Origin of the sequence: Maritimibacter harenae, from assembly GCF_009882975.1 — a bacterium.
Lineage (GTDB): Bacteria > Pseudomonadota > Alphaproteobacteria > Rhodobacterales > Rhodobacteraceae > Maritimibacter > Maritimibacter harenae.
Window position 1 is genome coordinate 13,278 of the sequence record NZ_WTUX01000070.1, and the last position, 20,313, is coordinate 33,590.

A 20,313-nucleotide genomic window follows, 5' to 3' on the forward strand; every position below is an offset into this window, starting at 1 on the left:
CAGCAAAGCCCCTTTTCTTCAGGAGACTGCCATGACAGCCCTCGCACAAGATGTCTCGAAACTCACGGATCGGTATCAGACGACCGTGCCGGCGGGTGTGCGCAAACAGCTCAAGCTGGGCAAGGGCGACCAGATTCGTTACTGCACCGAGCCGAGTGGCAGGGTCTATATCGAGCCCGTGCGCAGCGACGAGGAAGATCCCGTGCTCGGAGCCTTTCTCGATTTTGTCGAGGCCGATATCAAGGCGCATCCGGACCGCATTCGGGCTTTCGATGGGGCTTTGCATGACCGTCTTGCAGCACTGGTCGGAGACGTTGATGTCGATCTCGATGCGCCGCTATCGCTCGAGGATGAATGAGCGGCGATAGCGTGCCCGCCCAAGCGCCCCTTGTCGTGAATGGATGGTCGATTTATGCGCACCCACTCTTTCTGGACCAGCTCGAAGGGCTGGTCGAGGAGGTAGAGGCGCGTAAGGCTCGCGACCCCAAGACCTGGCACAAGAAAAACCCGACGAAACGGCTGGCCGCCATCTTCAAGCTGGTCACCGAGGCCATACCTGCAGATCCGGGTGCCGCCGCCTTCCGGCAAGGCGGCACACTCGGCGATCACCGCAAGCACTGGTTCCGGGCGAAATTCTTCCAGCAGTATCGGCTGTTCTACCGGTTCAACAGCGATGCGAAGGTCATCGTGGTGGCATGGGTGAACGACGACAAGACCCTGCGCGCCTATGGCAGCAAGACGGATGCCTATGCGACGTTCAAAGGGATGCTGGAAGATGGCAACCCACCTGACAATTTCGACGCGCTCTTGAAAGAAGCTGCAGCGGCAGGCAAGCGGTTCGAGAAATCCCTTGAAGCGGTGCCCGATCGGTAAGTGGGCCAGCTTGCTATGACCCTTTGGCATTATCATTTACGACGCCACGCTCGAAGATGTAGCATCGGCTGATAATGCGGTCGGAGAAAGCACAATGAATGAGACGGAAAAGGATAGGCAGCACCTCGGTCTAGAGGAGCAATGCGCGCCTGACCTGACGGGGCACCGTTTCCCAATTGCTGTGCGCGTTGCAGACATGCCCGATGACCTCGGCAAGCTGCTGGATATCGGGCTCGAGGAGCATTTCCGTGGCCGCTGAAGCGAATTCTTATGACACGTGGTTTTGCGCGCAGGTGCAGGCCGCGCTGGAGGATGCACGCTCGGGAACATCTCAGGTTCAGGTGATGCAGGCCGCACAGGCATTGATTGATGCGAAGCGGCAGGTCGAACCCAAGTCCTGACCAAGCCTTTGAGGTCGGCGCGGTCTGACTACGTCACCCTGAAAAGCGAAAGCGGGCTTTTTGTCCTTTGGAACTCAGACCCTGATCCAAAGGAAAATCCCCATGTCCAAACCCAGAACGGCCAACCCGGCTCTCGCAATCTCCGAAGCCGATCTCGCCTCTGCCCTCGCGCAAATCGGCACGGAGGTCGATGACCAGCCCCTGCGCAGTTCAGCGCTCGCGCGTATCATGCGCGAGACGTTTCATGGCAGCGATGCCGGTGGCGCCTGGGACTGGCGCATGGCCTATGACATGATGCAGGCAGCGGCTGTCCAGGTGCTGCTGCGTGGGAACGGCGCGGCAGGTGACACCGCCGCTGCAAGGCTACTTGCCTCACGGCTCCTGACGGAAACCCGCCGGTCAGAGCAGCAGATCCGGCTACAGCAGTTTTCCACGCCGCTGCCATTCGCGGCGCTGGTTTTGCGGGCCGCGGCGATCCGCAAGGGCGAGACCGTTCTGGAGCCCTCGGCTGGCACCGGTGCCCTGGCTGCTTTCGCCGCCCGGGCCGGTGCCACGCTTTTGCTCAATGACATCGACCCCTTTCGCCAGAGCCTATTGCGCGCTGTCTTCGGTGGCGAGGTGACGAGCCATGACGGCGAGCATATCGACGATCTGCTGCAGACGCCGGTTCTACCCGACATCGTGGTGATGAACCCGCCCTTCGCCTCTTCGGTCGACCGATCCCGCGACAAGCACATCGCCGCCAAACATCTCATTGCGGCTGCAAAGCGTCTCGCGCATGGCGGGCGGCTGGTGGCGATCATGCCGCCGGGATTCACGCCCGAACGCGATGCCGCGCATTGGTCGCGCGCTTGCGGTCTCCTGACGCCGCGCTTGGCCCTCACGATGCCGGGACAGGTTTACCGCAAGCTCGGCACCTCTGTGGAAACCCAGCTGATGGTCTTCGACAAGGTGCAGGAGGACGGAGAGATGATCCGCGCCAGCGTCAGGGACTTGGATGAAGCCTTGGCATATGTCGACGCAGTGGCCGCAACCCGGCCCGAGGCGCGCCCCGCCCAAAGGGTGGCGTCGATGCCGCACGCGCGGCCGACCGTTCACTCTTCTGCCCCGCGCAAGACCGCCGCTGCGCCTCTCGCCGCCTCCAATCCACGGCCCAATGCCGTCCGTCCGCTCAGCTTCACAAGCTTTCAGACCCCGCGCGACAACAGGCCCGTCTCGGACATCTATGCGCGCTACCGGCCGCAGCGCATTGAGATCGCGGGCGCGCAGGAACATCCCACTCCGCTGGTCGAAAGCATCGCCATGGCTTCCGTGGCGCCGCCCGTGCCTTCGGACACGGCCAGTGCGGAATTGCGCCTGCCAGCCAGGCTGATCGAGGATGGGCATCTCTCCGAGGCTCAGCTCGAGACCATCATCATGGCCCATGATGCCCATGGGCGTGACCTGCCGGGGCGGTTCACCATCGACGACGACCAGACCAAACTCACCCGTGCCGATGATGACCCGGACGCCAATGCTTATCGCCTTGGCTACTTCCTCGGTGACGGCACGGGCTGCGGCAAGGGGCGCGAATGCGCCGGGCTCATCCTGGTGAACTGGCTCGCTGGACGCAGAAAGGCGATCTGGGTCTCCAAATCCGCCACGCTCATCGAGGACGCGATCCGCGACTGGACCGATCTTGGCGGCTCGCCCGCCGACATCCAGCCGCTCTCCAAATGGAAACCGGATCAGCCCATCCCGATGGGCGACGGTATCCTCTTCGTCACCTACGCCACGCTGCGGTCCGCGGGCAAATGCGGCACCACGCGACTGAGCCAGATCCTCGCCTGGATGGGCGACGACTTCGATGGCGTGCTGGCCTTTGATGAGGCCCATGCCATGCAGAACGCGGCAGGGTCCGAGCAGGGCAGGGGGGTCAAACCCTCCCAGCAGGGCCTTGCGGGCCTGCGGCTGCAACTGGCCGCACCCCGCGCCCGCGTCTTCTACATCTCGGCCACGGGTGCCACGAGCGTGCACAACCTGGCCTATGCCGCGCGTCTTGGTCTCTGGGGGCAGGGGCCGGAATACCCCTTCCCAAGCCGCGAGAGCTTCGTTTCTGCGATGGAAGCTGGCGGTGTCGCCGCCATGGAGGTGGTCGCGCGCGATCTCAAGACGCTCGGCCTCTACACGGCCCGCGCCCTCAGCTTCGATGGCGTGGAGTATGACGTGCTCGAACACGCGCTCACCCCGGCCCAGATCGAGATCTACGACGCCTATGCGGGAGCCTTTCGCACAATCCACCACAATCTCGAAGCCGCTTTGACAGCCACCGGCGTCAACGATGCCTCGGGAGAGACCAATGCCTCGGCAGCACGCGCCTCGGCCAAGTCCCGCTTCGAGAGCACAAAGCAGCGTTTCTTCAATCATCTGCTGATGGGCATGAAGGCCCCGACCATCATCCACGCCATCGCGGACGATCTGGCGGCAGGCAAGGCTTGCGTCATCCAGGTGGTCTCGACGGGTGAGAGCCTGTTGAAGCGTCGGCTTGAGACGATGGACCCGGAGGATGAACTCGTCGAGGGTGCCTTGACGCCACGCGACTATGTTCTCGCCTACCTCGAACAGGCTTTTCCGATCCATGCCCAAAAGCTCGTGGAGATCGACGGCAACATGGTGGCTGAGCCGCTTCGGGATGAAACTGGCGCGCTGGTCGTCTCGCGCGAGGCGCTCGCTCTGCGTGACGCGGCCATGATGGAGTTGATGACGCTGGCGCCGATCCCCTCGGCGCTGGATCAGATCCTCTGGGCCTTTGGCGACGAGGCCGTGGCAGAAGTCACGGGGCGGTCCATCCGACCCCTCAAGGCCGAGGATGGTCATCTCTTCATCGAAAAGCGCGCCGCCAGCAGCAATTCATCCGAAACCCAAGCCTTCATGGACGGTGATAAGGATATCCTTATCTTCTCCGATGCGGGCGGTACGGGCCGGTCGTATCATGCGGCGCAAACGGCGAAGAACCAGAAACGGCGGCGGCACTACCTGCTGGAGCCCGGCTGGCGCGCCGATGCGGCCATCCAGGGGCTCGGCCGCACGCATCGCTCTGCCCAAGTCAGCGCGCCCTTCTTCCGGGTCTGCACCTCGGATGTGCATGGCGAAAAGCGTTTCACCTCGACTATAGCCAAGCGCCTCGACCAGCTGGGGGCCTTGACCAAGGGTCAGCGCGAGACCGGCTCGCAAGGCATGTTCCGCGAGGAGGACAATCTCGAAAGCCCGATCGCGCGAGCGGCGCTGCGTGGGTATTTCGCCGATCTTGCCGCCGGGCGCGCTGAGGCGATGAGCTACGAGAGCTTCACCGACTGGACCGCCCTGCGGCTGATCGACAAGGACGGGGTGCTCCTTGAGGAGCTTCCCCCGATCCAGCGGTTTCTCAACCGGGTGCTTGCCCTTCCCATCCACATGCAGAACGCACTCTTTGCCGAGTTCATGCGCCGGATTGCCGATCAGACGGAACGGGCGCGCGCGGCGGGCACGCTCGATCTCGGCGTGGAAACCCTACGCGGCGACAAGATAGAACAGGTCTCCACCGAGGATCTCTGGACCTGCCCGAAATCCGGCGCCGTGACGCGGATTATCGGGCTGGAGGTCACCGACCCAGTGTATGTGCTGGACGCCGAAGAGGCCATGTCGCGCAATCCCGACAAGTTACCGATGGTCAATCGCGCCTCCGGTCGCGCGGCGCTCATCTCGGCGCGCCCCATGCAGATGTATGACGAGGATATTGTCACACTGATGCGCAAGGCGGTGCGGCCAAACGGGTCTAGCTATCTCGAAGAGGCTCGGTTCACGTCTTCGGCCTGGGAAGACATCGACAGGCCCGAGTTTGCAAAGCTTTGGGATGCCGAGGCAGCGTCCCTGCCAAAAACCACCACGACCAAGCTCTACCTGCTGACCGGGCTGCTGTTGCCGATCTGGAAGGACATCCCGACCACGAATGAACGCATCTACCGCGTCACGCCGGACGGGGCGACCGCCATGATCGGGCGCACGCTGAGCGAGGAAGGGGCGGCCGCGCTGCGCGCCAGCTTCCTCGTTTCTAACCCGCAAACGCCACAGGAGATGCTGACTGCGGCTCTTGGCACCACCACGCCGGTCGATCTGGGCCGGGGTCTGACGCTGACCCGTCGCCGGGTCGCAGGCGAGATGCGCCTTGAGCTGGGCGGTGCGGACAAGGGCATGATCGAAGGCCTCAAGGCCATGGGGTGTTTCACCGAGATCATTGCCTTCCAGCTGCGGGTGTTCCTGCCGCATGGGGACGGGATCGACACGGTCAGCATTCTGGCCCGGATTGTGGGGCAGGGAACCAGCAACGCGGCAGACCAAGCCGCCTGAAAAGCCAAAGCGGGCTTTGGGTCGGGCGTCGCGGATCGGGATTTGGCCGGTCTGCGCTTTCCGGGCGCGCGCTGACCAATGCGACGCCTGGCCCCCCAACTTCTGATAAGAGGACAGACCCATGACCAATCCCCAGATCGACTATGCCGCAATGGCGGCTCAGTGGCGCGCCGAGCACGAAACCACCCTGAAAGCAACCCGAGCGGAACTGATCGTGCAATTGCGCGCGCTTGGCATCAACGAGGTCACCGCCGAATACGAAGGCTATGGCGACTCCGGCAATGTCGAGGACGTGAATGTGCAGCCTGCGGAGGTCCAACTGCCGGAAGCGCTTGTCACCGCCGTGGGCGATTTCGCCTGGTCACTCGCCTATCACCATCATCCGGGGTTCGAGAACAACGAGGGCGGCTACGGCACGCTGACCTGGGACATTGCAGCAGACAGCATCACCCTCGATCACGCCGACCGCTACGTTGAATGCTCGCACAGCTATGACGACGGGCTTTGAGATGGCCCATCCGCTTCATCATGCTGAAAGCTCTGCCCGGAAATTCGGTGGGGTGCCATCTGACTATCAGGACATCCACGACTGGTTCGACGCCTCGAAAGAACACCTCGCCCTCTTCACGCACCGCGCCTTGCGTCATCATGCTCAAGGCCTGTTCGAGGCCGAACGTGTCTTCGGTCTGACCCTGACCAATAGCGCGGGTCGGGACATCCCCGTGCGCTGGATCGGCGAGCAGCATGTCCGCGAAGACTGCCAGGGCCGCATTCCGAGCATGGCGGACTGGCTGCGACGGATACAGCCTGAGCCATGGATGGCCAATGGCCATATCGAGCAGCACCTCAGCGGGGAGCCCTGCGGCGATCCAAGGGTTGCTTGGGCATTCGAGGTGGCCGCCGGAAGAACGGTTCTCGGCCTGAAAGATTGGATGGCGGCGCGCGCCACGCAAGCCACGCAAAGCGCCTGACAGCTCTCGGTCGTTTGCCAAACGAATGCTGCATAGAAGCCCGGTCGGAAGATCAGGCTTCTTGCGTCGTTTCCCCAGCAATCTTTTTGAGGAGGATCACATGACATTCGAAGACATCAAGGCGGCCGTCGATGCCGGTCAGACCGTGCACTGGGCCAATACCGGCTACGTTGTCCACAAGGACCGGCTCGGTCAGTACCTCATCACCTTTGTGCCGAACGGTAGCTGCATCGGCCTGACCGACCGGAGCGGGCACCGGTTGAACGGAAAAGAGGCGGAGTTCTTCATCGCGCAATCGAAGGACAGCGCGGAAAATCCGGGTAGCCAATCAAGACCAGACGGGCAGGGGAGGGGCGCAGCACCCGAACGCGCGGGGGCATGCCCACTCGGACGGCAGCTCTGACCCGTGGGCGGGGCTGAAAGGAAAGCAAGCTTTCTGGTTTGTGATCCCAGGAGGGGTCGAGAAAGCAATCCCGGATGCGCTGGCAAGAACGTCAGGCACCGGCCAATCCAAAAGGAACCATCCCATGTTCGCAGGAACCCTCACCCGCAATGTCGAGACCGCCGCCGCCGAATACACCGGCATGATCCACTCGACGCGATTTGACATCGCCATCCAGCTTGAGGCACGGGCCAAGATGTCCGCGCGCAGCCCGGATTATGACGTGACGGCGATCAACAAGTCGGGCCGCAAGGTGCGCATCGGCACGGCCTGGAACGAAACCGGCAATACCAGCGGCAACCCCTACATCTCGATGCAGATCGATGTCGGCCTCGGCCCTTTCCGGGTCAACGCGGTACAGACGAAAGAAGCGCGCGCGACCCAAAGCGGCGCATTCGAGATCATCGCGCTGGTCTCTAACGGCCTGATGAAATCCGGCTCGATCTCGGGCGAGCTCACCGCCATGGACGCCGACAACGCCTTCGCCGGCTACATCGCCAACATGATGTTCGATCTGGAGTTCATCCTGATCGAGAACAGCTACAAAACCGAGGAGACCCACCCCGATTACCGGATCGAGGTCAGCTCGCCCCGGGGCACACCGATCCGCGTCGGCTCGGCGTGGATGGCCAAAAGCAGCCGCACGGGCAATGACTACCTGACGCTGCTGATCAACACGCCTTACGGTGACCTGCGCGTCAACGCCGTGCAGAACGAAGAGCAGCGCGGCGGGCAGACCTTCTCGATCATCCCGTTCATCGACAGCGGTGAGCAGCCACAGGACGCAGGCGCAGGGCTGTCGCTGGTCGCGTGACCAACGCGCGAGATTAGACGATCCGCACCGAAAGGGGAGCCGTGGGATCACGGTTCCCCTCTTACAATGTCCATTTGCATGAAAGTAAGGTCAGTTAGTGATTTGCCAGGCGCGTTCAGGTTGCGAACGGCCCCAAAACATAAGATGGCGGCAGCCCTTAGAACGGCCTGCCCCGCGTCCGAACACACACCCGAAAACAGCCCGGTCAAATATAGTACTTGAATGGCTGCGGTCCGCCCTCCCGCGCCGAACCCATCACAAGGATGTCTCCGACCATCTTTGCGAAGCGGACTGTTACCGGCAACCCATCGTTGAAGTTGCACGAGTTGTAGTTGATCTTTGTCAGTCCCATGATGTCAGCAAGTACCGTCCGCATCTCTGGCTTATGATGCTTTGAGCGCAGGATCGTCACCATAAGCGGGTTGGGTGTTTCAGGCCCGATATACGTATCCAGCTGCGGGACGTAGCCGCTCGTCCAAAGATAGGCGTTCTTCTCGTCTAAACTTAGAGCCGTTCCTCTGATCACGGGGTAGTCGCCTGCACGGAAGAGCTTTGCGTCACCACCCGTAGGTCTGATCCGTACACCGACGACGTTCGTCCCCTTCGGAGCCGCCTGACAGAAGGCCTGCCACTCCTCGTCGTTGAATGACGCCTGCCCATGGATGAAGAGTTCCTTGGGCGGCTCGGAGTGCAGATCCCGGTACGCTTCTATCACAGTCTCTAGAAGTTCTTTCGCGGCGTCAGCGTTTAGATGGTATTCGTACTTGCCGGTCTTCCAAGGGCCATTCGCGCCGCGGAACACCACGCCATCGCCTTCACTCAAAAACATCTGCGCCGCGCAGCAGACGTGATTATCGCGGTTGTTTGGGAGGTTCTTGTAGACCATCCCGATGTAGCATACTCCTTCGCGCACGTTCGACAGCCGCCAGGGTGGACGGTCCTGTGTCTTATAGTAAAGCCCCGTCGCGATGTTCCACGCCACTGTCGCAGGGTCTTGGGTGGTTCGCTTCGGATAGCCCGCACTGTTGAGGAACGCTGTCGGCTCAAGGGTCGACTCGCGCAGGATCTGAGAGGGCGCGATCGAGAGCAAAGTCGCCTTGATGTGCCTACGGAAGTCGGGAATGTCGTCAAACACGTCCTCAATGCGCGGATCGAACCGTTCGTCCATGAAAAGGAACGACTGGGGTGACCTTGCGCGCTGCTTCTTGGGCGTTTTTCCAGCGACCAGGGTCAAACCGGTCCGCCTCGATTCCGGACGGCAGCGCTCGTAGACTATCTCGGGCACGACGAACATCCATACATCAATCGAACCCTCCTCGTTGCGCCTGAACTTGTGGACGCGCTCAGTGTAGATACGGGCGACCGCATCGACGGCCTCGTGCATGTTCTGCACCCTGGTCGCCCGCTCGATGGCGTCAAACTCGACCGTCAGGGACCTGAGCCGATCTGGATCGAAAGTAATGCCGAATGTCTCTTCGAGCCCGGCGAAATCCGCGAGATGAAGACGGTCCTTCTTCTCCGTCGGCCCCGGAGGCGGCACCGGTATCCCGGAAAGCAGCCGGCGGCTCCAAGATCGGAAGTGTCCGATCCCGTCCGACGTTCCCACAACCCCAATTCGGACTTCTCGAAGCTTCCGAGGGCCGTCATGAGGTCCATAGAGAAACAGGCCGTCCTTTGGGTGGTGGCTCCTCTGGTCATGGCGGAAGTCGAGTTCTGGCTCATCGAAGTGATCTACGATCAAGCTTGCTTCGGGAAACCTCATTTACCGTCTCCTTCGGGCTCAGCATCGTCGTCGTCAGCCTCTGGCCGCCCGAGCGTGCTTTCGTCCTGCTCCTCGGCATCCGGGTCGCCCACGTCAGGAAGAGCTGTACTGACCGGCGACGTGAAGAGAAGGGGCTCAGAGGAAAGAAGCATGTCCTGGCCTGGAGCCAGCGGAACCCGAATGTAGGCTGAGTCACCCGACATGATCTGAAGGAATGCCAGAAGCCGTCCGTGCCATTGCTTGTTGCGCCAACCCTTGCAGCCCGATCTGCGAAGGCGATGCATCTTCTTCGGATCATCTATGCGTTCGCCCTGCTCCGTATTGTTATCCATCGCGAAAAGGACGCGCGCTTTCAGACGGAAGTGCCAGAAAGGCCAGTTTCGGGGAATCGCCGTCACCCCATAGGACCAAACATGCTTTCGGGCGATGTTGCGCAGCATCGACGACCGGCGCTCACCTTGTCGCCCCCAGGGCACCCGCTCACCAATCGCGACCTGGTTAGGGGACACATGGAAACCATCGCCGTTGGAATACGCATAGGCGACCATGCCAATATTCCTGCAGTGCCGTTCCCATCCATCGCGCAACAGGCCCGTGAGCATGTTCGACAGATCGCGTCCCGCGACGCCTATCTCAGGCATACCCTTTTCTACCGCATCGACAACCGGCACAGAAGTCCGTAGGCGCAACTTCGCTACGCCTTCGAGGCTTTCCCCAACATCAGGGGGCGCAGCGAAGGTGATCACGCCTCGCTCATGCGCGACGGCGGGAAACGACAGCCCTCGCACCCGCCTCTTGAGGACGTCGGTCTGGACCGCTCCTGCCGCCTCGTAGAAGTGGAGTTCATCGGGCATTTCCAAGATCTGAATCCAATTCGAGACCAAGGACTCTGGCTCGCGCACTAGCGGAACAGCACCACGCTTGCGGAAGCTGTCCCATTGAGCTGCGACCGCGATGTGCTCGCGTCGGCGCGTTACGCCTTGGCGACGCAGCGTCTCCAGAAGCTTCGAAAGCCCTTCTGCCCAACCCCGCGCGAAATCGGCAGGCGTCGCATCGCGGAGGCCATCAATCTTGGCCCCCTCCTCGATCCGTAACGGGATAATCAGGCGAGTGTCGCCAAAACTTGCAGCAAGCGTTTTCGCCCTGTCGATCAGGTCCATCGCGTCGTCGTTGGCGCGGGTGGCCGCGCCCGCCACTGCCAGAACCTTCGCAGCGCGGTGCTCCAACGCCACTCCAATCTCCTTGTGCCATCTGTCTCCAGGCTCGAGAGTCAGGATCTCGGAAAAAACGCGATATCCGTGCGCTTCGAGCTTTGGACCGAGCCAAAGGATGAAGTGATCGTGGTCGGGGCGCGCTCCGACAAGGAACAGGGTATCCCGTTGCGTTTCCGCCTCTGACTCCACCTTTCCGCCGATCCCTGGCTTTGGAAGCAACGCTCGAAGGACCGAAGGAGGCTTCAGGTGGCCCTCGCGCTCATCCAGCGTCTCATGAAGCATTCGCTTCAGCGTACGCCCGCTCGCGGGGATCCATAACTTGGGATGAGCTTCCTCGATGTCAGGATGCGCGCGCAGCAATGCCTCAAGATCCTCGCGCCCGAAGATGTTTCCCGGAGATCGAATGGCGGGGCCGCAAATCTCCACGAGGTCCTGCTTCCTTTGTGGGGTCATCGCTACGGACGTTGACAGGATGTAGCGATCGGGCGCCAACTGATCGATCTTCGCGCGCTCCTTCGACATTTCACGCTTCAAAGCTGAGATAGCAGATCTCTCGTATCTCTTAGCTTGTAGGATCGTCAGGCTTTGCGCCTCCGGCGCGTGGCGTCCATCTATTCCACCATCAGCTCCTTCGCCGAATTGCTCGAAGCGGATACCAAGAGCGCGCCCGATAAGGTCGGCTGAAAGCGCCTCGAACTCGGAGGGCGATAAGGCAGAGAAATCGGCAGGCATAATATCTATATATCGCCGTCCAGTCCGGATTACACCCAAGACTTACCTCACAGACATGCCGATTTGGTATTTTACAGAGAATCTAGAGCACAGGTACGATGTGTCGCCGCGAAGGTCGGCTTTCTGTCCATGTCGCATGCTCTGATAGGAACTTAGTATAGTTGGCAGGGGAGTTTCCTGTACATCAACCTTGGTTTAACGCTTCTAGCCTCCCCATCTTGGCTTCGCGTGTCGCAGGGGAGAACGGCCCTTCGGTCCGTCGCGCATTCGGCCATGCGGCCTCACCGCGGCGTTGCGCCTGGCATCCCGGTTTGCCCGCCTCGCGAGCACGTCCCTCCCCGGCCGCTCCGCCGGATTGCGCTCTGGTCTGTTTTGCGGGGCAAAACGATCCCGCCGCTTCATCCGTCTCCCGCGTCCGGTCGGGCCGTTTGCCTGCTCGGGTCGGGCAAACCTACCGTCAAAACACACACACATGAGTGCGGAAGCATATCCTCCGGATGGCCCCCAAATCAGCCCGCGTCAAGGATCGCAAAACTTTTCGGCGAAGGCCGGGCCTGTGACGCGGGGCGGTCCCGTGGGTGAGGGCGCGCATGTGTCGTGTGTTGCGCACGGAAAACTTTTGCGCCCGGCAAGCCGGCGGCTGCGCCGTCCCTGACCCGGGCAGATTCGGAAACCAGGCATTCGGCCATGCCACCACACTCACGTGGTGGTCGAACAACCGAAATCTGGAGAACAGACATGGCATACGATCAAGCGAACACCTACGAAACCATCGAGCTTTTCGGACTGACCGAGAAGGACGCACAGCTGCCGATCCCGGAAGATCACATCCTGACCGACCGCATCATCCGCGAGAGCTTCGAGGCATTGCTCGGTCCGCTGCGCGGGACCGGCCTTGAGGCAGAAATCGAACCGCTGGCCCATGGGCTCGCCACGATCCTGCAGCGGCGCAAGGTGGCGCTCGGCAAGGAGGTCGACCGCACCGCCGACAAGATCGGCGCACTGGCAAAATCCCACGATGGATCGGAGATCGCCGAGACCGCGCTCGAAGAGGCGCAGGCCCGCTTCCTGCAACTGCGCGAGATCGTCAGCGCCATCGAGGTGATGAGCGAGGCAGCGGCGGAATGCTACGAGATCGAGACCGGTCACGCCTTCATCCCGGCCGCCGGGTCGCGCGCAAGCGTCCGGGCGCAAGAGACCGGGGCGGTCTTCGAGGCGCGGCAGCTGCTGGAGCAGCACGACCGCGAAACCGCCGAGAAGTCGAAAGTCGAGGGGGTGCCCCTGATCGTCTCGGGCGCCACCGACTGGACCGATGTCGATGTGATCTTCAATACGCTCGACAAAGTTCGCGAACGGATCAAGCAGAACCGCAACCAGGAGATCTTCCTCTGCCACAAGGGAGGCAAGCACGGGGCGGAGATGATTGCGGCCCGGTGGGCGCGCGCCCGCGGGGTCGCGCAGGCGCGCTTCGATCCGCGCTGGTCCGCACACGGGCGGGCGGCACCGTTCAAGTGCAACGACGAGATGCTGGACGACAAGTTCGCGGCGACGGGGGTTGTACTCTTCGGCGGCAACGGGGTCGCTCTGAACCTCGGGCAGAAGGCGGAAGCGAAAGGCCTGACGGTCATGCGGGTTGCTGACCCGGCGAAGACGGCGTCGCAGGAGTGAATTGAGAGGGTCGCCTTCGGGCGGCCCTTTCGTCATGTCTCATGGCGCGTGCGATCGGTCACACTTGATCGGCAGCTCACGGCGTCCAGCACCGTCATCCCTCTACCCAGCCCGTCAGAGTTCGGCCCATCCGCATCGGTACGGGCTGGGGATGGTGCGCACCTCGCACATCGTCAGCAGCGCAAGACCGAGGGGTCGAGACGTCGCACATGAGGCTGAAGACCTGCACAACCCTCGGGTGGCGTTTCGGGACATCGCACCTAAGCGATCGGGCTCCGTTAGCTCCCCGGCCAGGCTTGGCGGGACGAGGACGCGGATGGTGGCGGCAGCGTGATGGCAAGGGTCATCCGGATCACTCCTTTTTGCTCATTGATGTGGATCGCACGGGGTCGGCCCGTCCGTGCCCTCAGCTCACGCTTCGGCAAGCACAAATACGGCTTCCACGGCGGAGCCGCGGACCCTCCGCATTTGCGCTTGCGACCGGGCCTCTTGCCCCGTGCTGGGTGATCCCCATCGCAACAAGGAGTAACCCAAATGACCAACCACTACGTCGCCACCGTCCCCGTCAAGTTCACCGACACCGATGGCCAGGAGCGCACCCGTTTTCAGCGAGTGGGTGCGATGTTCCGCAACACCCGCAACGGGGACGGTTCGGAGTTCTTCAGCCTCAAGCTCGACTTCCCGGTCGCGGTCTCTGAGCTGGTGATGTTCCCGCCGAGCGCGAAGGATCCCCAGGACTGAATCCTCTGACGAGTATGGGCCGCCCCAGGACGATCTTGGGGCGGCCCGATCCCTGTTCCAGGGATGCCGTCACCGGCGCGTGTGATCGCCGCCAGCAACCTGACTTTGCTTCCGGTAGCCGCGCGCTCAAAGGACGATCGCCGCCCGGAATGATCAGGCCGCGACAGGGCGGACAGTCAGCCTCAAGGGGGCCATCCACAAAAACCTATCGGCCAGGGCCTCCCGGTTTTTGCGGCAGAGATTTGGCGGAGCCAAATCTGGCCCTCCTTGACCCTGCCTGTCCGCCCTGTCGGTGGGGTTTGCGCCCGCCCGCGGTTCCGTCCGAACACGTGCGTGTTCGGCCAGACCCTCGGGCGGTGCTGGGGAAGGGGACCCATTGGACAGGTGGGTCGCCCGGTGGTGAGGGCAGCAGAGCCGCGTCCCTGCGGGCCGCGGGGGAAGCGGACACCAAGGCTGCCTGAGCCTGAAGGCAACGTAAGTATATAATTGACAGTTTACTATATTATCGTAAGGTAGGGGCAGCCTTGGTGGAAGGTGGCAGGAAATAGGGGGTCTTTCTTCGCATGTCTCGTTCAAAACGTCTCACAGATGCGGACCGCATGGAGATCGTTCGCGAGGCTGCGGAAGGTGTGTCGACATCCGTGTTGGCGGAGCGGTTTGGCGTGTCGCCGCGGGCGATCCAGTACACGCTCAAAGCCGATGCCGAGCGCCAGGCCGATGCCGCTATTCCGGTCTTAGCAGTCAGTGTGAAGGTCACGGCTGCGGAGCTGGCGGCGCTCGACGAGGTGCTGGCCGAGGCGGGGATCGAGAGCCGGGCCGAGGGTCTGCGGCGGCTCATTCAGGCGGCAGGCGGGGTGTTCGTTCCGGACGCGCAGATGGCGGCTGAGATGGCGCGTTACCGCGCCTCGCTGCATGAGGTTGGCAATGGGGTCGCGCAGATCGCCAAGCAGATGACGCGGGCCAACCGGATGGGGCAGGTGGCCGTGGGCGGCACGAGTGCCGAGTTCACCGAATTGCGTCTCGCGCAGATGCGCGGGCTGGCGCGGTTCATCCTCGATTCCGCCGACGAGATCGACCTGCTCCTGCGCCGCCGCCGTGACGCGATGCAGCTCGAAGCCAGTGCTGCGCTAAGGGAGTTTGCCCATGCGGCTGAATGATGCTGTTGACGCTGTCACGGGCGAGGTCTTTCGGGACGGCTGGAGCCGAATCCGGGGCTCGATGCAGGGGCTGCATGTCGCCAAGCAGCGCCAGCTTGTGCGCGCGGCGGCAGGGCATCGGCCGGCGGTCTTCAAGGCGATCCGGGGCGGCGGTACGCATACCAAATCACAGCTCGCAAACCAGCTCGAGTACCTCACCACCAAGTCCACCCATATCGTGGACAGTAGCGGGTTTCTGGATGGCAAGGCGAAGCTCGAGGCGCGTGACATCAAGGATCTGACCGAGCGCTTTGCCAAGCGGTGGGATGCAGGCTTCAAACCCAAGCTGGGCCAGACAACCCACATGCTCATGTCCTTCCCCGTCGGCACGCGCGGGGAGGATGTGCGCGACATCGCGACAGATGTGGCGGAGCGGTTCTTCCAGACCGACGAAGGGCATTTCGACTACATCATCGCGGTGCATGAGGACCGCGATCACCCGCATGCGCATCTGGTTCTGAACCGCCGCTCGCAAGAAGGCGAGTTCTTCTACCTGGGGCGCAACCACCGCTTCAACTATGACGACTTCCGCCTCGCCATGGTCGAGGAGGCGGAAAAGTACGGCGTGCGCCTGGAAGCCACGCGCCGGGTCGATCGCGGGGTTGTCCATTACCCGGCCCGGACCAGCGAAGTTTATGCCGCGAAGGAAGAGGGTCGCGCGCCCCGCGAGCGTGAACGCGTCGGGGCCGACCTGACCCGGACGCTGGCGGAGATCGCCAACACCAGAACCGTCTACCATTCGCTTGCTGCGGAGGCTTCGCGCGAGGCCCGCGAGGATATTGCCACAGCCCTCTTTCGCGCGGGCGAGGTGCTGGCGCATGGCGGGCAGGTGGACCGAACAGGAGATGTGTATATGGCCGAGGATCAAAGTTTCGAGGATCTGAGAAGCCTCTATGCGGAAAAGCTCGCGCGGGTTCAGGGCATGATCGCCGAGAAGTCCGATGCGGAACGTCCCGCGCTGGAAAAGCGCCTCATCGAGATCCAGAAGCAGGTCCAGCACATGCAGCCCTTGGGGCTGCGATCATCCACGCTGTCGGAGACCCCCTCGGAGGGCGGGGTCTATTCCGAGGCCAATATCGACAACAGCCAGCTCGCGCGTCTGGCAATGCCCGACTTGAGATCGCGCATCGACACCGCGCTGCGCGGCACCGGGATCAGCACATCGGAAGTGGTCGCCCGGATCGAAACCGGCGCCTCGAATGCCGCGCTTGAGCATCAATGGATCGCCGATGATCTCTCCAAGGTGGCCGAGGCGCGGGACCTGAACCTCGAACGCCGCGCCGACCTGGAAAAGGCGCGTGACATCCTGAATGACGTGCATGTCGAGCTTGGCACGCTTCTGGAACGGGAGAACGTGCTGCGCCGGGATGGTGTAATGGAAGCGGATGCGGTCAGCGAGCGGTTCCACTATCACGAGGGCGCGGTCCGGGCGATGGAAGGGACAATCCGTCAGGAGATGCGCGCAGACGGTCTGACAGCGCAGCAGATCGAGGACCGGGACTGGGAGGTTGTCTCGCGGGCGGAGCGCCGGATCGAAGCGGAGCAGCGCGCGTATCTCGAGGCACACCCGGACTTGCTCGCACGACCGGGAGATGTGATCGACCGGTCCGAGCCCTACAGGGAGACCATCAGCGATGCGGCCCGCGCCAGCGAGATCACCCGCGAAGTCGACCGGATCATGGAGGGACGCGACCTCCGCACGCCCGTTGCAGATGCTGTCGCCGATGACTTGCGCGCGCGCTACCCGGACATGCCGTCCCACCTCGCCCGCGGGCTCGGCGCGACCTATGCCGCCGTTGTGGAGATACGGGACACGGAAGCCATCAATCAAGTTCGCCGGGAAACCGAGATGCGCGAGGGGCTTGGGGTTGGCACGCGCGACGAACGTCTAGCGACCCGCGATGAAACGGCGATGCAGTCTGACCGTACCGACCGTGTCCCAGAGGAGATTGCACGTGTCCTTGATCATGAACGGGCCGGGGAGCTGTCCGCGCCCTTCGAGACCGAAGCGGAACGGGATGCCTTCCGCAACGAGATCGCACGGGTGCTGGATGACCGCCAATTGGGCCGCCTCACATCCGGCGATGCTGATGCGCTGGAACAGGTTCTCGAGGACCGCCTCGACCGGCTCTATGTCGCCAAGGTCTACCTGCAATCTGATGCCGCGACGGCCAATACCGAGGCCTTGCGTCAGGTGGTCGATGATCTGGCCGATGCCGAATACGAAAAACACCGCGCCACAGACGTGGATGGCGAGACCGAGCGGGGCCAGGTCCATTGAGCGCGCCCATGGGAAAAGCGCGAATTGCCACGGGCGTCCTGTTGGTGACGCTGGTGACCGCCGCCATGGGCTATACCATCGCCTCGGCGGTGCTGACCTACCAGGATCTCGGCTTCGGGGCCGAGATCGACTTTGCTTATATCGCGCAGAACTACATGGCGATCCTGGACCGCCGCCCCGAGGACGCGCAACTCATCCATCTGATCATCGGCAGCTTCGCCGCCGCCGGCCTGATGCTGAGCCTCGCTCTCTCAGGGTCTGCCCTGACACGCTTTGGTCAGACTCATTGGCAGAGCGCGCGCGAGATGAAGGCAAACGGGTTTTTCGGGGCGCCTGGGACCGGGTTCATCCTCGGCAAGCTTGGGGCGCCCGGCTCCCGCGCAAAATACATTTGCTCCAAGGTCTTCCCGCATGCGCTGATCGTGGCGCCCACGGGCCGCGGCAAGACCACGGGTTTCGTCATTCCAAACCTGCTGACCTGGCAAGGCTCCGCCGTGACGCTCGATGTAAAGGGAGAGTGTTTCGAGGCCACGGCCCGGCACCGCGCCGCCCAAGGTGACAAGGTCTATCGCTTTGCCCCCACCGATTGGGAGGGCAGGCGCACGCATCGCTACAACCCGCTCCTGCGCATCTATCAGCTGAAAGATCCCGCGCGCCAACAGATGGAACTGCAACTCCTGGCGACGCTGTTCCTGCAAAGCGACAACGACCGGGTGCAGGGCCTCCTCAAGGGCGGAATCGATCTTTTTGTGGCGGCAGGCCTGCTGGCCTTCCAGCGCAAGCGTCCGACTCTCGGCGAAATCTATCGCATCGCGGCTTCGGGCGGGAACAAGCAGAAGGAATACTTCGCGCGGGGCCATGAGGTGGAGAACAGGGCCGCGAAGCTGATCTTCACGCGGCTGGCCTCGACCAACAACGACACGCTGACCTCATACGTTTCGCTCCTGATGACCTCGGGGCTCGATCAATGGCAGAACCCGGCCATCGATGAAGCGACGGCGGTGTCGGATTTTGATTTCCGGACGATCCGGAAAAAGCCCTTTTCGGTCTATCTCGTCGTCCAGCCACTGATGGTCAAACCCCTCGCGCCGCTGATCCGGCTCTTCTTCTCTGATCTCCTCTCGGCCATGCAGGAAAAGGATCCCGGGCCGGATGAGCCCTGGCCCGTGATGATCATGCTCGATGAGTTCAATCGCTTGGGCAAGATGCCCATCGTGGTCGAAAGCATCGAGACCCTGAGGACCTACCGCGGTCATCTGGCCGTCGTCACCCAAACCATCCCTGCCCTCGATGAAATCTACGGCGAGAACACCCGCCGCGCCTTGCAGGGCAACGCGGGTGTAAAGCTCTACCTGACGCCCTCAGATGAGAAGACCGTCGAGGAACTAAGCAAGGCGGTCGGCAAGAACACCAAGACCGTGGTTACGCGGTCTCAGTCCATAGGCAAGAACCCCTTCGAAGGCCGCAGCCAATCCACACGGACCGAAGAAAGCTCGCTGTTGCCGGAAGATGAGGCCCGCCGCCTGCCGCTCGACGAGATCGTCATGGTGATCGATGCGCAAATGCCGGTCCGGGCGAAGCGGATCCAGTATTTCGACGACCGGCTGTTCAAGGCGATCTACGCGGCGCAGACAGGCGAGTTGCCGTTTCCGGAGCCGGGGGGAGGCGGATCACAGGGTACGCTGCCGCTGAGTATGCGCGCCATGCCGATGACGCCGCCAGCGAAAGGGTCAGGCGGATCCGAGGCCGATATCGAGGCAGCAGACCAGGCTGCTGCAGGTCAGCCGTCAGCGCATGTCGTGCCAAAGAAGACCGCGCCCGTCGTTCAAGCCGTCATCGCTGAGGAACAGCGGCAGATGGAGATGGATTTTGAGGGCCCGGTCGCGGATGCCGAGACCACGAGCGTCGTGGGTGAGGCGCAGATGCGTTCCGCCGTCGATGGTCTCGATATGTTAGAGGCAACTATGGAGCGGAGCAAGAACGGCGTACGAGAAGGGATCTAGTTATCATATTGGTTCGTAGTCCGTTTTCGCGCGCTCAAGCCGTGCACCTACGGTATCCAACCCCCATCGACGATCAAAAAAGAATTCCAGCGCTTTTCTGGTTTCGACACGGAGCCATTCGCCTTCAAAGCCGAATTCACGTCTGACGACCTTTGCTTGCTCATCTGAAAGTCCTGTTTTTGGTCGCAGCCAAATGATTGCTCGAGTATTCCAGTCCACGTCCTCCGGCAGAGGCTTGTCTATGGGTTTCTCCTCGAACGAGCTGTCAGGATCGATGCGGATCGGGAGGTAGTTCCGATATTCACCGCGTTTGAAACTGTGGGCACGCAAGTGCACGCTTTCACCATCGGACGTGAAGCGGGTCGGTGCGATCCACTGCCCTTCGTCGGCACCGGACGACATTGATGTGTATCGGACGTGGACGGCGTTCCCCGACCTGATTGCTTGATGAAGAAACGCGATGGTCCTTTGATCTGCCTTCCGTTCCGGTCGCGGCAACGCGGACGAAGGCGTGTCTTCATCGACGCCCGCCAAGATATCGAATGCTTCGGTCAGGCCGGATGGTGCCAATGCCTCGTGCTCGCTCGCAGCTATGTATGTCTTTCGCACCGGATCATAGGTCGGCGGTGAACTGTGCGCGAGACCAAGATAGACACGGAAGTCCAGCGCTGCCTGCGCGGTCGAAATACCGAAGTGGTCGATCAGATCCTTGCGGTTTGCCATACCCCGCCAAGTCAGGCAGCGGTCCAGAAAGATCAGGCGCTCTCTCTGCGCATGTTTGAGGTCGTCGAGCTTCATGTGCGCATCCCTACCTTGACTCTGGCCTGTATGTCCATCTAGAAAATATACG

17 protein-coding genes are annotated in these 20,313 nt (G+C 62.2%); 14 read left to right on the forward strand and 3 right to left on the reverse strand.

The window, feature by feature from the left end; all coding sequences use genetic code 11:
• The first annotated feature begins 31 nt into the window (after window positions 1-31).
• The 9 genes from GQE99_RS21035 (at window position 32) to GQE99_RS21070 (ending at window position 7,866) form a co-directional block, all read left to right on the forward strand.
• Window positions 32-358, forward strand: coding sequence for a type II toxin-antitoxin system PrlF family antitoxin (locus GQE99_RS21035; protein WP_005668772.1), 327 nt, complete (start codon window positions 32-34; stop codon window positions 356-358).
• Window positions 355-873, forward strand: coding sequence for a type II toxin-antitoxin system YhaV family toxin (locus GQE99_RS21040; protein ID WP_024099306.1), 519 nt, complete (start codon window positions 355-357; stop codon window positions 871-873). Before GQE99_RS21035 ends, GQE99_RS21040 begins: the two co-directional genes overlap by 4 nt.
• Before the next feature lie 94 nt (window positions 874-967).
• Window positions 968-1,132, forward strand: a complete 165-nt coding sequence (locus tag GQE99_RS21355; protein ID WP_009819683.1) for a hypothetical protein — start codon at window positions 968-970, stop codon at window positions 1,130-1,132.
• Entirely contained in the window at window positions 1,122-1,274 is a 153-nt protein-coding gene (locus GQE99_RS21045; RefSeq protein ID WP_043754116.1) for an antitoxin PaaA2 family protein, read from the forward strand. The genes GQE99_RS21355 and GQE99_RS21045 overlap by 11 nt, the downstream gene beginning before the upstream one ends.
• A gap of 102 nt (window positions 1,275-1,376) precedes the next feature.
• Window positions 1,377-5,639 carry a strawberry notch family protein gene (locus GQE99_RS21050; RefSeq protein WP_161353883.1) on the forward strand — a complete coding sequence of 1,421 codons (4,263 nt, stop codon included), beginning with the start codon at window positions 1,377-1,379 and terminating at the stop codon, window positions 5,637-5,639.
• 121 nt (window positions 5,640-5,760) lie between these two features.
• Window positions 5,761-6,147, forward strand: coding sequence for a DUF6878 family protein (locus GQE99_RS21055; protein ID WP_028288608.1), 387 nt, complete (start codon window positions 5,761-5,763; stop codon window positions 6,145-6,147).
• Window position 6,148: 1 nt separating this feature from the next.
• Entirely contained in the window at window positions 6,149-6,610 is a 462-nt protein-coding gene (locus GQE99_RS21060; protein ID WP_028288607.1) for a DUF6915 family protein, read from the forward strand.
• 100 nt (window positions 6,611-6,710) lie between these two features.
• Complete coding sequence (locus tag GQE99_RS21065) at window positions 6,711-7,013, forward strand: hypothetical protein (protein WP_028288606.1); 303 nt, start codon at window positions 6,711-6,713, stop codon at window positions 7,011-7,013.
• 124 nt (window positions 7,014-7,137) lie between these two features.
• Window positions 7,138-7,866: a DUF736 family protein gene (locus GQE99_RS21070; protein WP_043754112.1), complete on the forward strand. Its 729-nt coding sequence runs from the start codon at window positions 7,138-7,140 to the stop codon at window positions 7,864-7,866.
• Between the two features lie 205 nt (window positions 7,867-8,071).
• On the opposite strand, the gene GQE99_RS21075 is transcribed toward GQE99_RS21070, so the two are convergent.
• A complete protein-coding gene (locus GQE99_RS21075) occupies window positions 8,072-9,628 on the reverse strand; it encodes an argonaute/piwi family protein (protein ID WP_043754109.1) in 1,557 nt (518 codons plus the stop codon).
• Entirely contained in the window at window positions 9,625-11,574 is a 1,950-nt protein-coding gene (locus GQE99_RS21080; protein ID WP_043754103.1) for a TIR domain-containing protein, read from the reverse strand. Before GQE99_RS21080 ends, GQE99_RS21075 begins: the two co-directional genes overlap by 4 nt.
• Before the next feature lie 738 nt (window positions 11,575-12,312).
• Here GQE99_RS21080 and GQE99_RS21085 point away from each other — a divergent pair.
• From GQE99_RS21085 to GQE99_RS21105, 5 genes are all read left to right on the forward strand, one after another.
• A complete protein-coding gene (locus tag GQE99_RS21085; protein ID WP_161353884.1) occupies window positions 12,313-13,242 on the forward strand; it encodes a DUF2493 domain-containing protein in 930 nt (309 codons plus the stop codon).
• Window positions 13,243-13,776: 534 nt separating this feature from the next.
• Window positions 13,777-13,983 carry a hypothetical protein gene (locus tag GQE99_RS21090; RefSeq protein ID WP_007120662.1) on the forward strand — a complete coding sequence of 69 codons (207 nt, stop codon included), beginning with the start codon at window positions 13,777-13,779 and terminating at the stop codon, window positions 13,981-13,983.
• A 563-nt stretch (window positions 13,984-14,546) separates the two neighbouring features.
• The gene (locus GQE99_RS21095) at window positions 14,547-15,140 is read left to right on the forward strand and encodes a helix-turn-helix domain-containing protein (RefSeq protein ID WP_152467443.1); all 594 of its coding nucleotides are present in this window, start codon (window positions 14,547-14,549) and stop codon (window positions 15,138-15,140) included.
• Window positions 15,127-17,460, forward strand: coding sequence for a relaxase/mobilization nuclease domain-containing protein (locus GQE99_RS21100; RefSeq protein WP_152467442.1), 2,334 nt, complete (start codon window positions 15,127-15,129; stop codon window positions 17,458-17,460). Before GQE99_RS21095 ends, GQE99_RS21100 begins: the two co-directional genes overlap by 14 nt.
• An 8-nt stretch (window positions 17,461-17,468) precedes the next feature.
• A complete protein-coding gene (locus tag GQE99_RS21105) occupies window positions 17,469-19,463 on the forward strand; it encodes a type IV secretory system conjugative DNA transfer family protein (RefSeq protein WP_161353885.1) in 1,995 nt (664 codons plus the stop codon).
• 3 nt (window positions 19,464-19,466) lie between these two features.
• Here GQE99_RS21105 and GQE99_RS21110 read toward each other — a convergent pair whose 3' ends face one another.
• Window positions 19,467-20,261 carry a WYL domain-containing protein gene (locus tag GQE99_RS21110; RefSeq protein WP_043754087.1) on the reverse strand — a complete coding sequence of 265 codons (795 nt, stop codon included), beginning with the start codon at window positions 20,259-20,261 and terminating at the stop codon, window positions 19,467-19,469.
• Window positions 20,262-20,313 lie beyond the last annotated feature (52 nt).

Excerpts from the sequence above, each read along its gene's own strand:
- GQE99_RS21035 (WP_005668772.1), top strand. The coding sequence starts at position 32 with ATGACAGCCCTCGCACAAGATGTCTCGAAACTCACGGATCGGTATCAG.
- GQE99_RS21040 (WP_024099306.1), top strand. The coding sequence starts at position 355 with ATGAGCGGCGATAGCGTGCCCGCCCAAGCGCCCCTTGTCGTGAATGGA.
- GQE99_RS21355 (WP_009819683.1), top strand. The coding sequence starts at position 968 with ATGAATGAGACGGAAAAGGATAGGCAGCACCTCGGTCTAGAGGAGCAA.
- GQE99_RS21050 (WP_161353883.1), top strand. The coding sequence starts at position 1,377 with ATGTCCAAACCCAGAACGGCCAACCCGGCTCTCGCAATCTCCGAAGCC.
- GQE99_RS21055 (WP_028288608.1), top strand. The coding sequence starts at position 5,761 with ATGACCAATCCCCAGATCGACTATGCCGCAATGGCGGCTCAGTGGCGC.
- GQE99_RS21060 (WP_028288607.1), top strand. The coding sequence starts at position 6,149 with ATGGCCCATCCGCTTCATCATGCTGAAAGCTCTGCCCGGAAATTCGGT.
- GQE99_RS21065 (WP_028288606.1), top strand. The coding sequence starts at position 6,711 with ATGACATTCGAAGACATCAAGGCGGCCGTCGATGCCGGTCAGACCGTG.
- GQE99_RS21070 (WP_043754112.1), top strand. The coding sequence starts at position 7,138 with ATGTTCGCAGGAACCCTCACCCGCAATGTCGAGACCGCCGCCGCCGAA.
- GQE99_RS21075 (WP_043754109.1), bottom strand. The coding sequence starts at position 9,628 with ATGAGGTTTCCCGAAGCAAGCTTGATCGTAGATCACTTCGATGAGCCA.
- GQE99_RS21080 (WP_043754103.1), bottom strand. The coding sequence starts at position 11,574 with ATGCCTGCCGATTTCTCTGCCTTATCGCCCTCCGAGTTCGAGGCGCTT.
- GQE99_RS21085 (WP_161353884.1), top strand. The coding sequence starts at position 12,313 with ATGGCATACGATCAAGCGAACACCTACGAAACCATCGAGCTTTTCGGA.
- GQE99_RS21090 (WP_007120662.1), top strand. The coding sequence starts at position 13,777 with ATGACCAACCACTACGTCGCCACCGTCCCCGTCAAGTTCACCGACACC.
- GQE99_RS21095 (WP_152467443.1), top strand. The coding sequence starts at position 14,547 with ATGTCTCGTTCAAAACGTCTCACAGATGCGGACCGCATGGAGATCGTT.
- GQE99_RS21100 (WP_152467442.1), top strand. The coding sequence starts at position 15,127 with ATGCGGCTGAATGATGCTGTTGACGCTGTCACGGGCGAGGTCTTTCGG.
- GQE99_RS21105 (WP_161353885.1), top strand. The coding sequence starts at position 17,469 with ATGGGAAAAGCGCGAATTGCCACGGGCGTCCTGTTGGTGACGCTGGTG.
- GQE99_RS21110 (WP_043754087.1), bottom strand. The coding sequence starts at position 20,261 with ATGAAGCTCGACGACCTCAAACATGCGCAGAGAGAGCGCCTGATCTTT.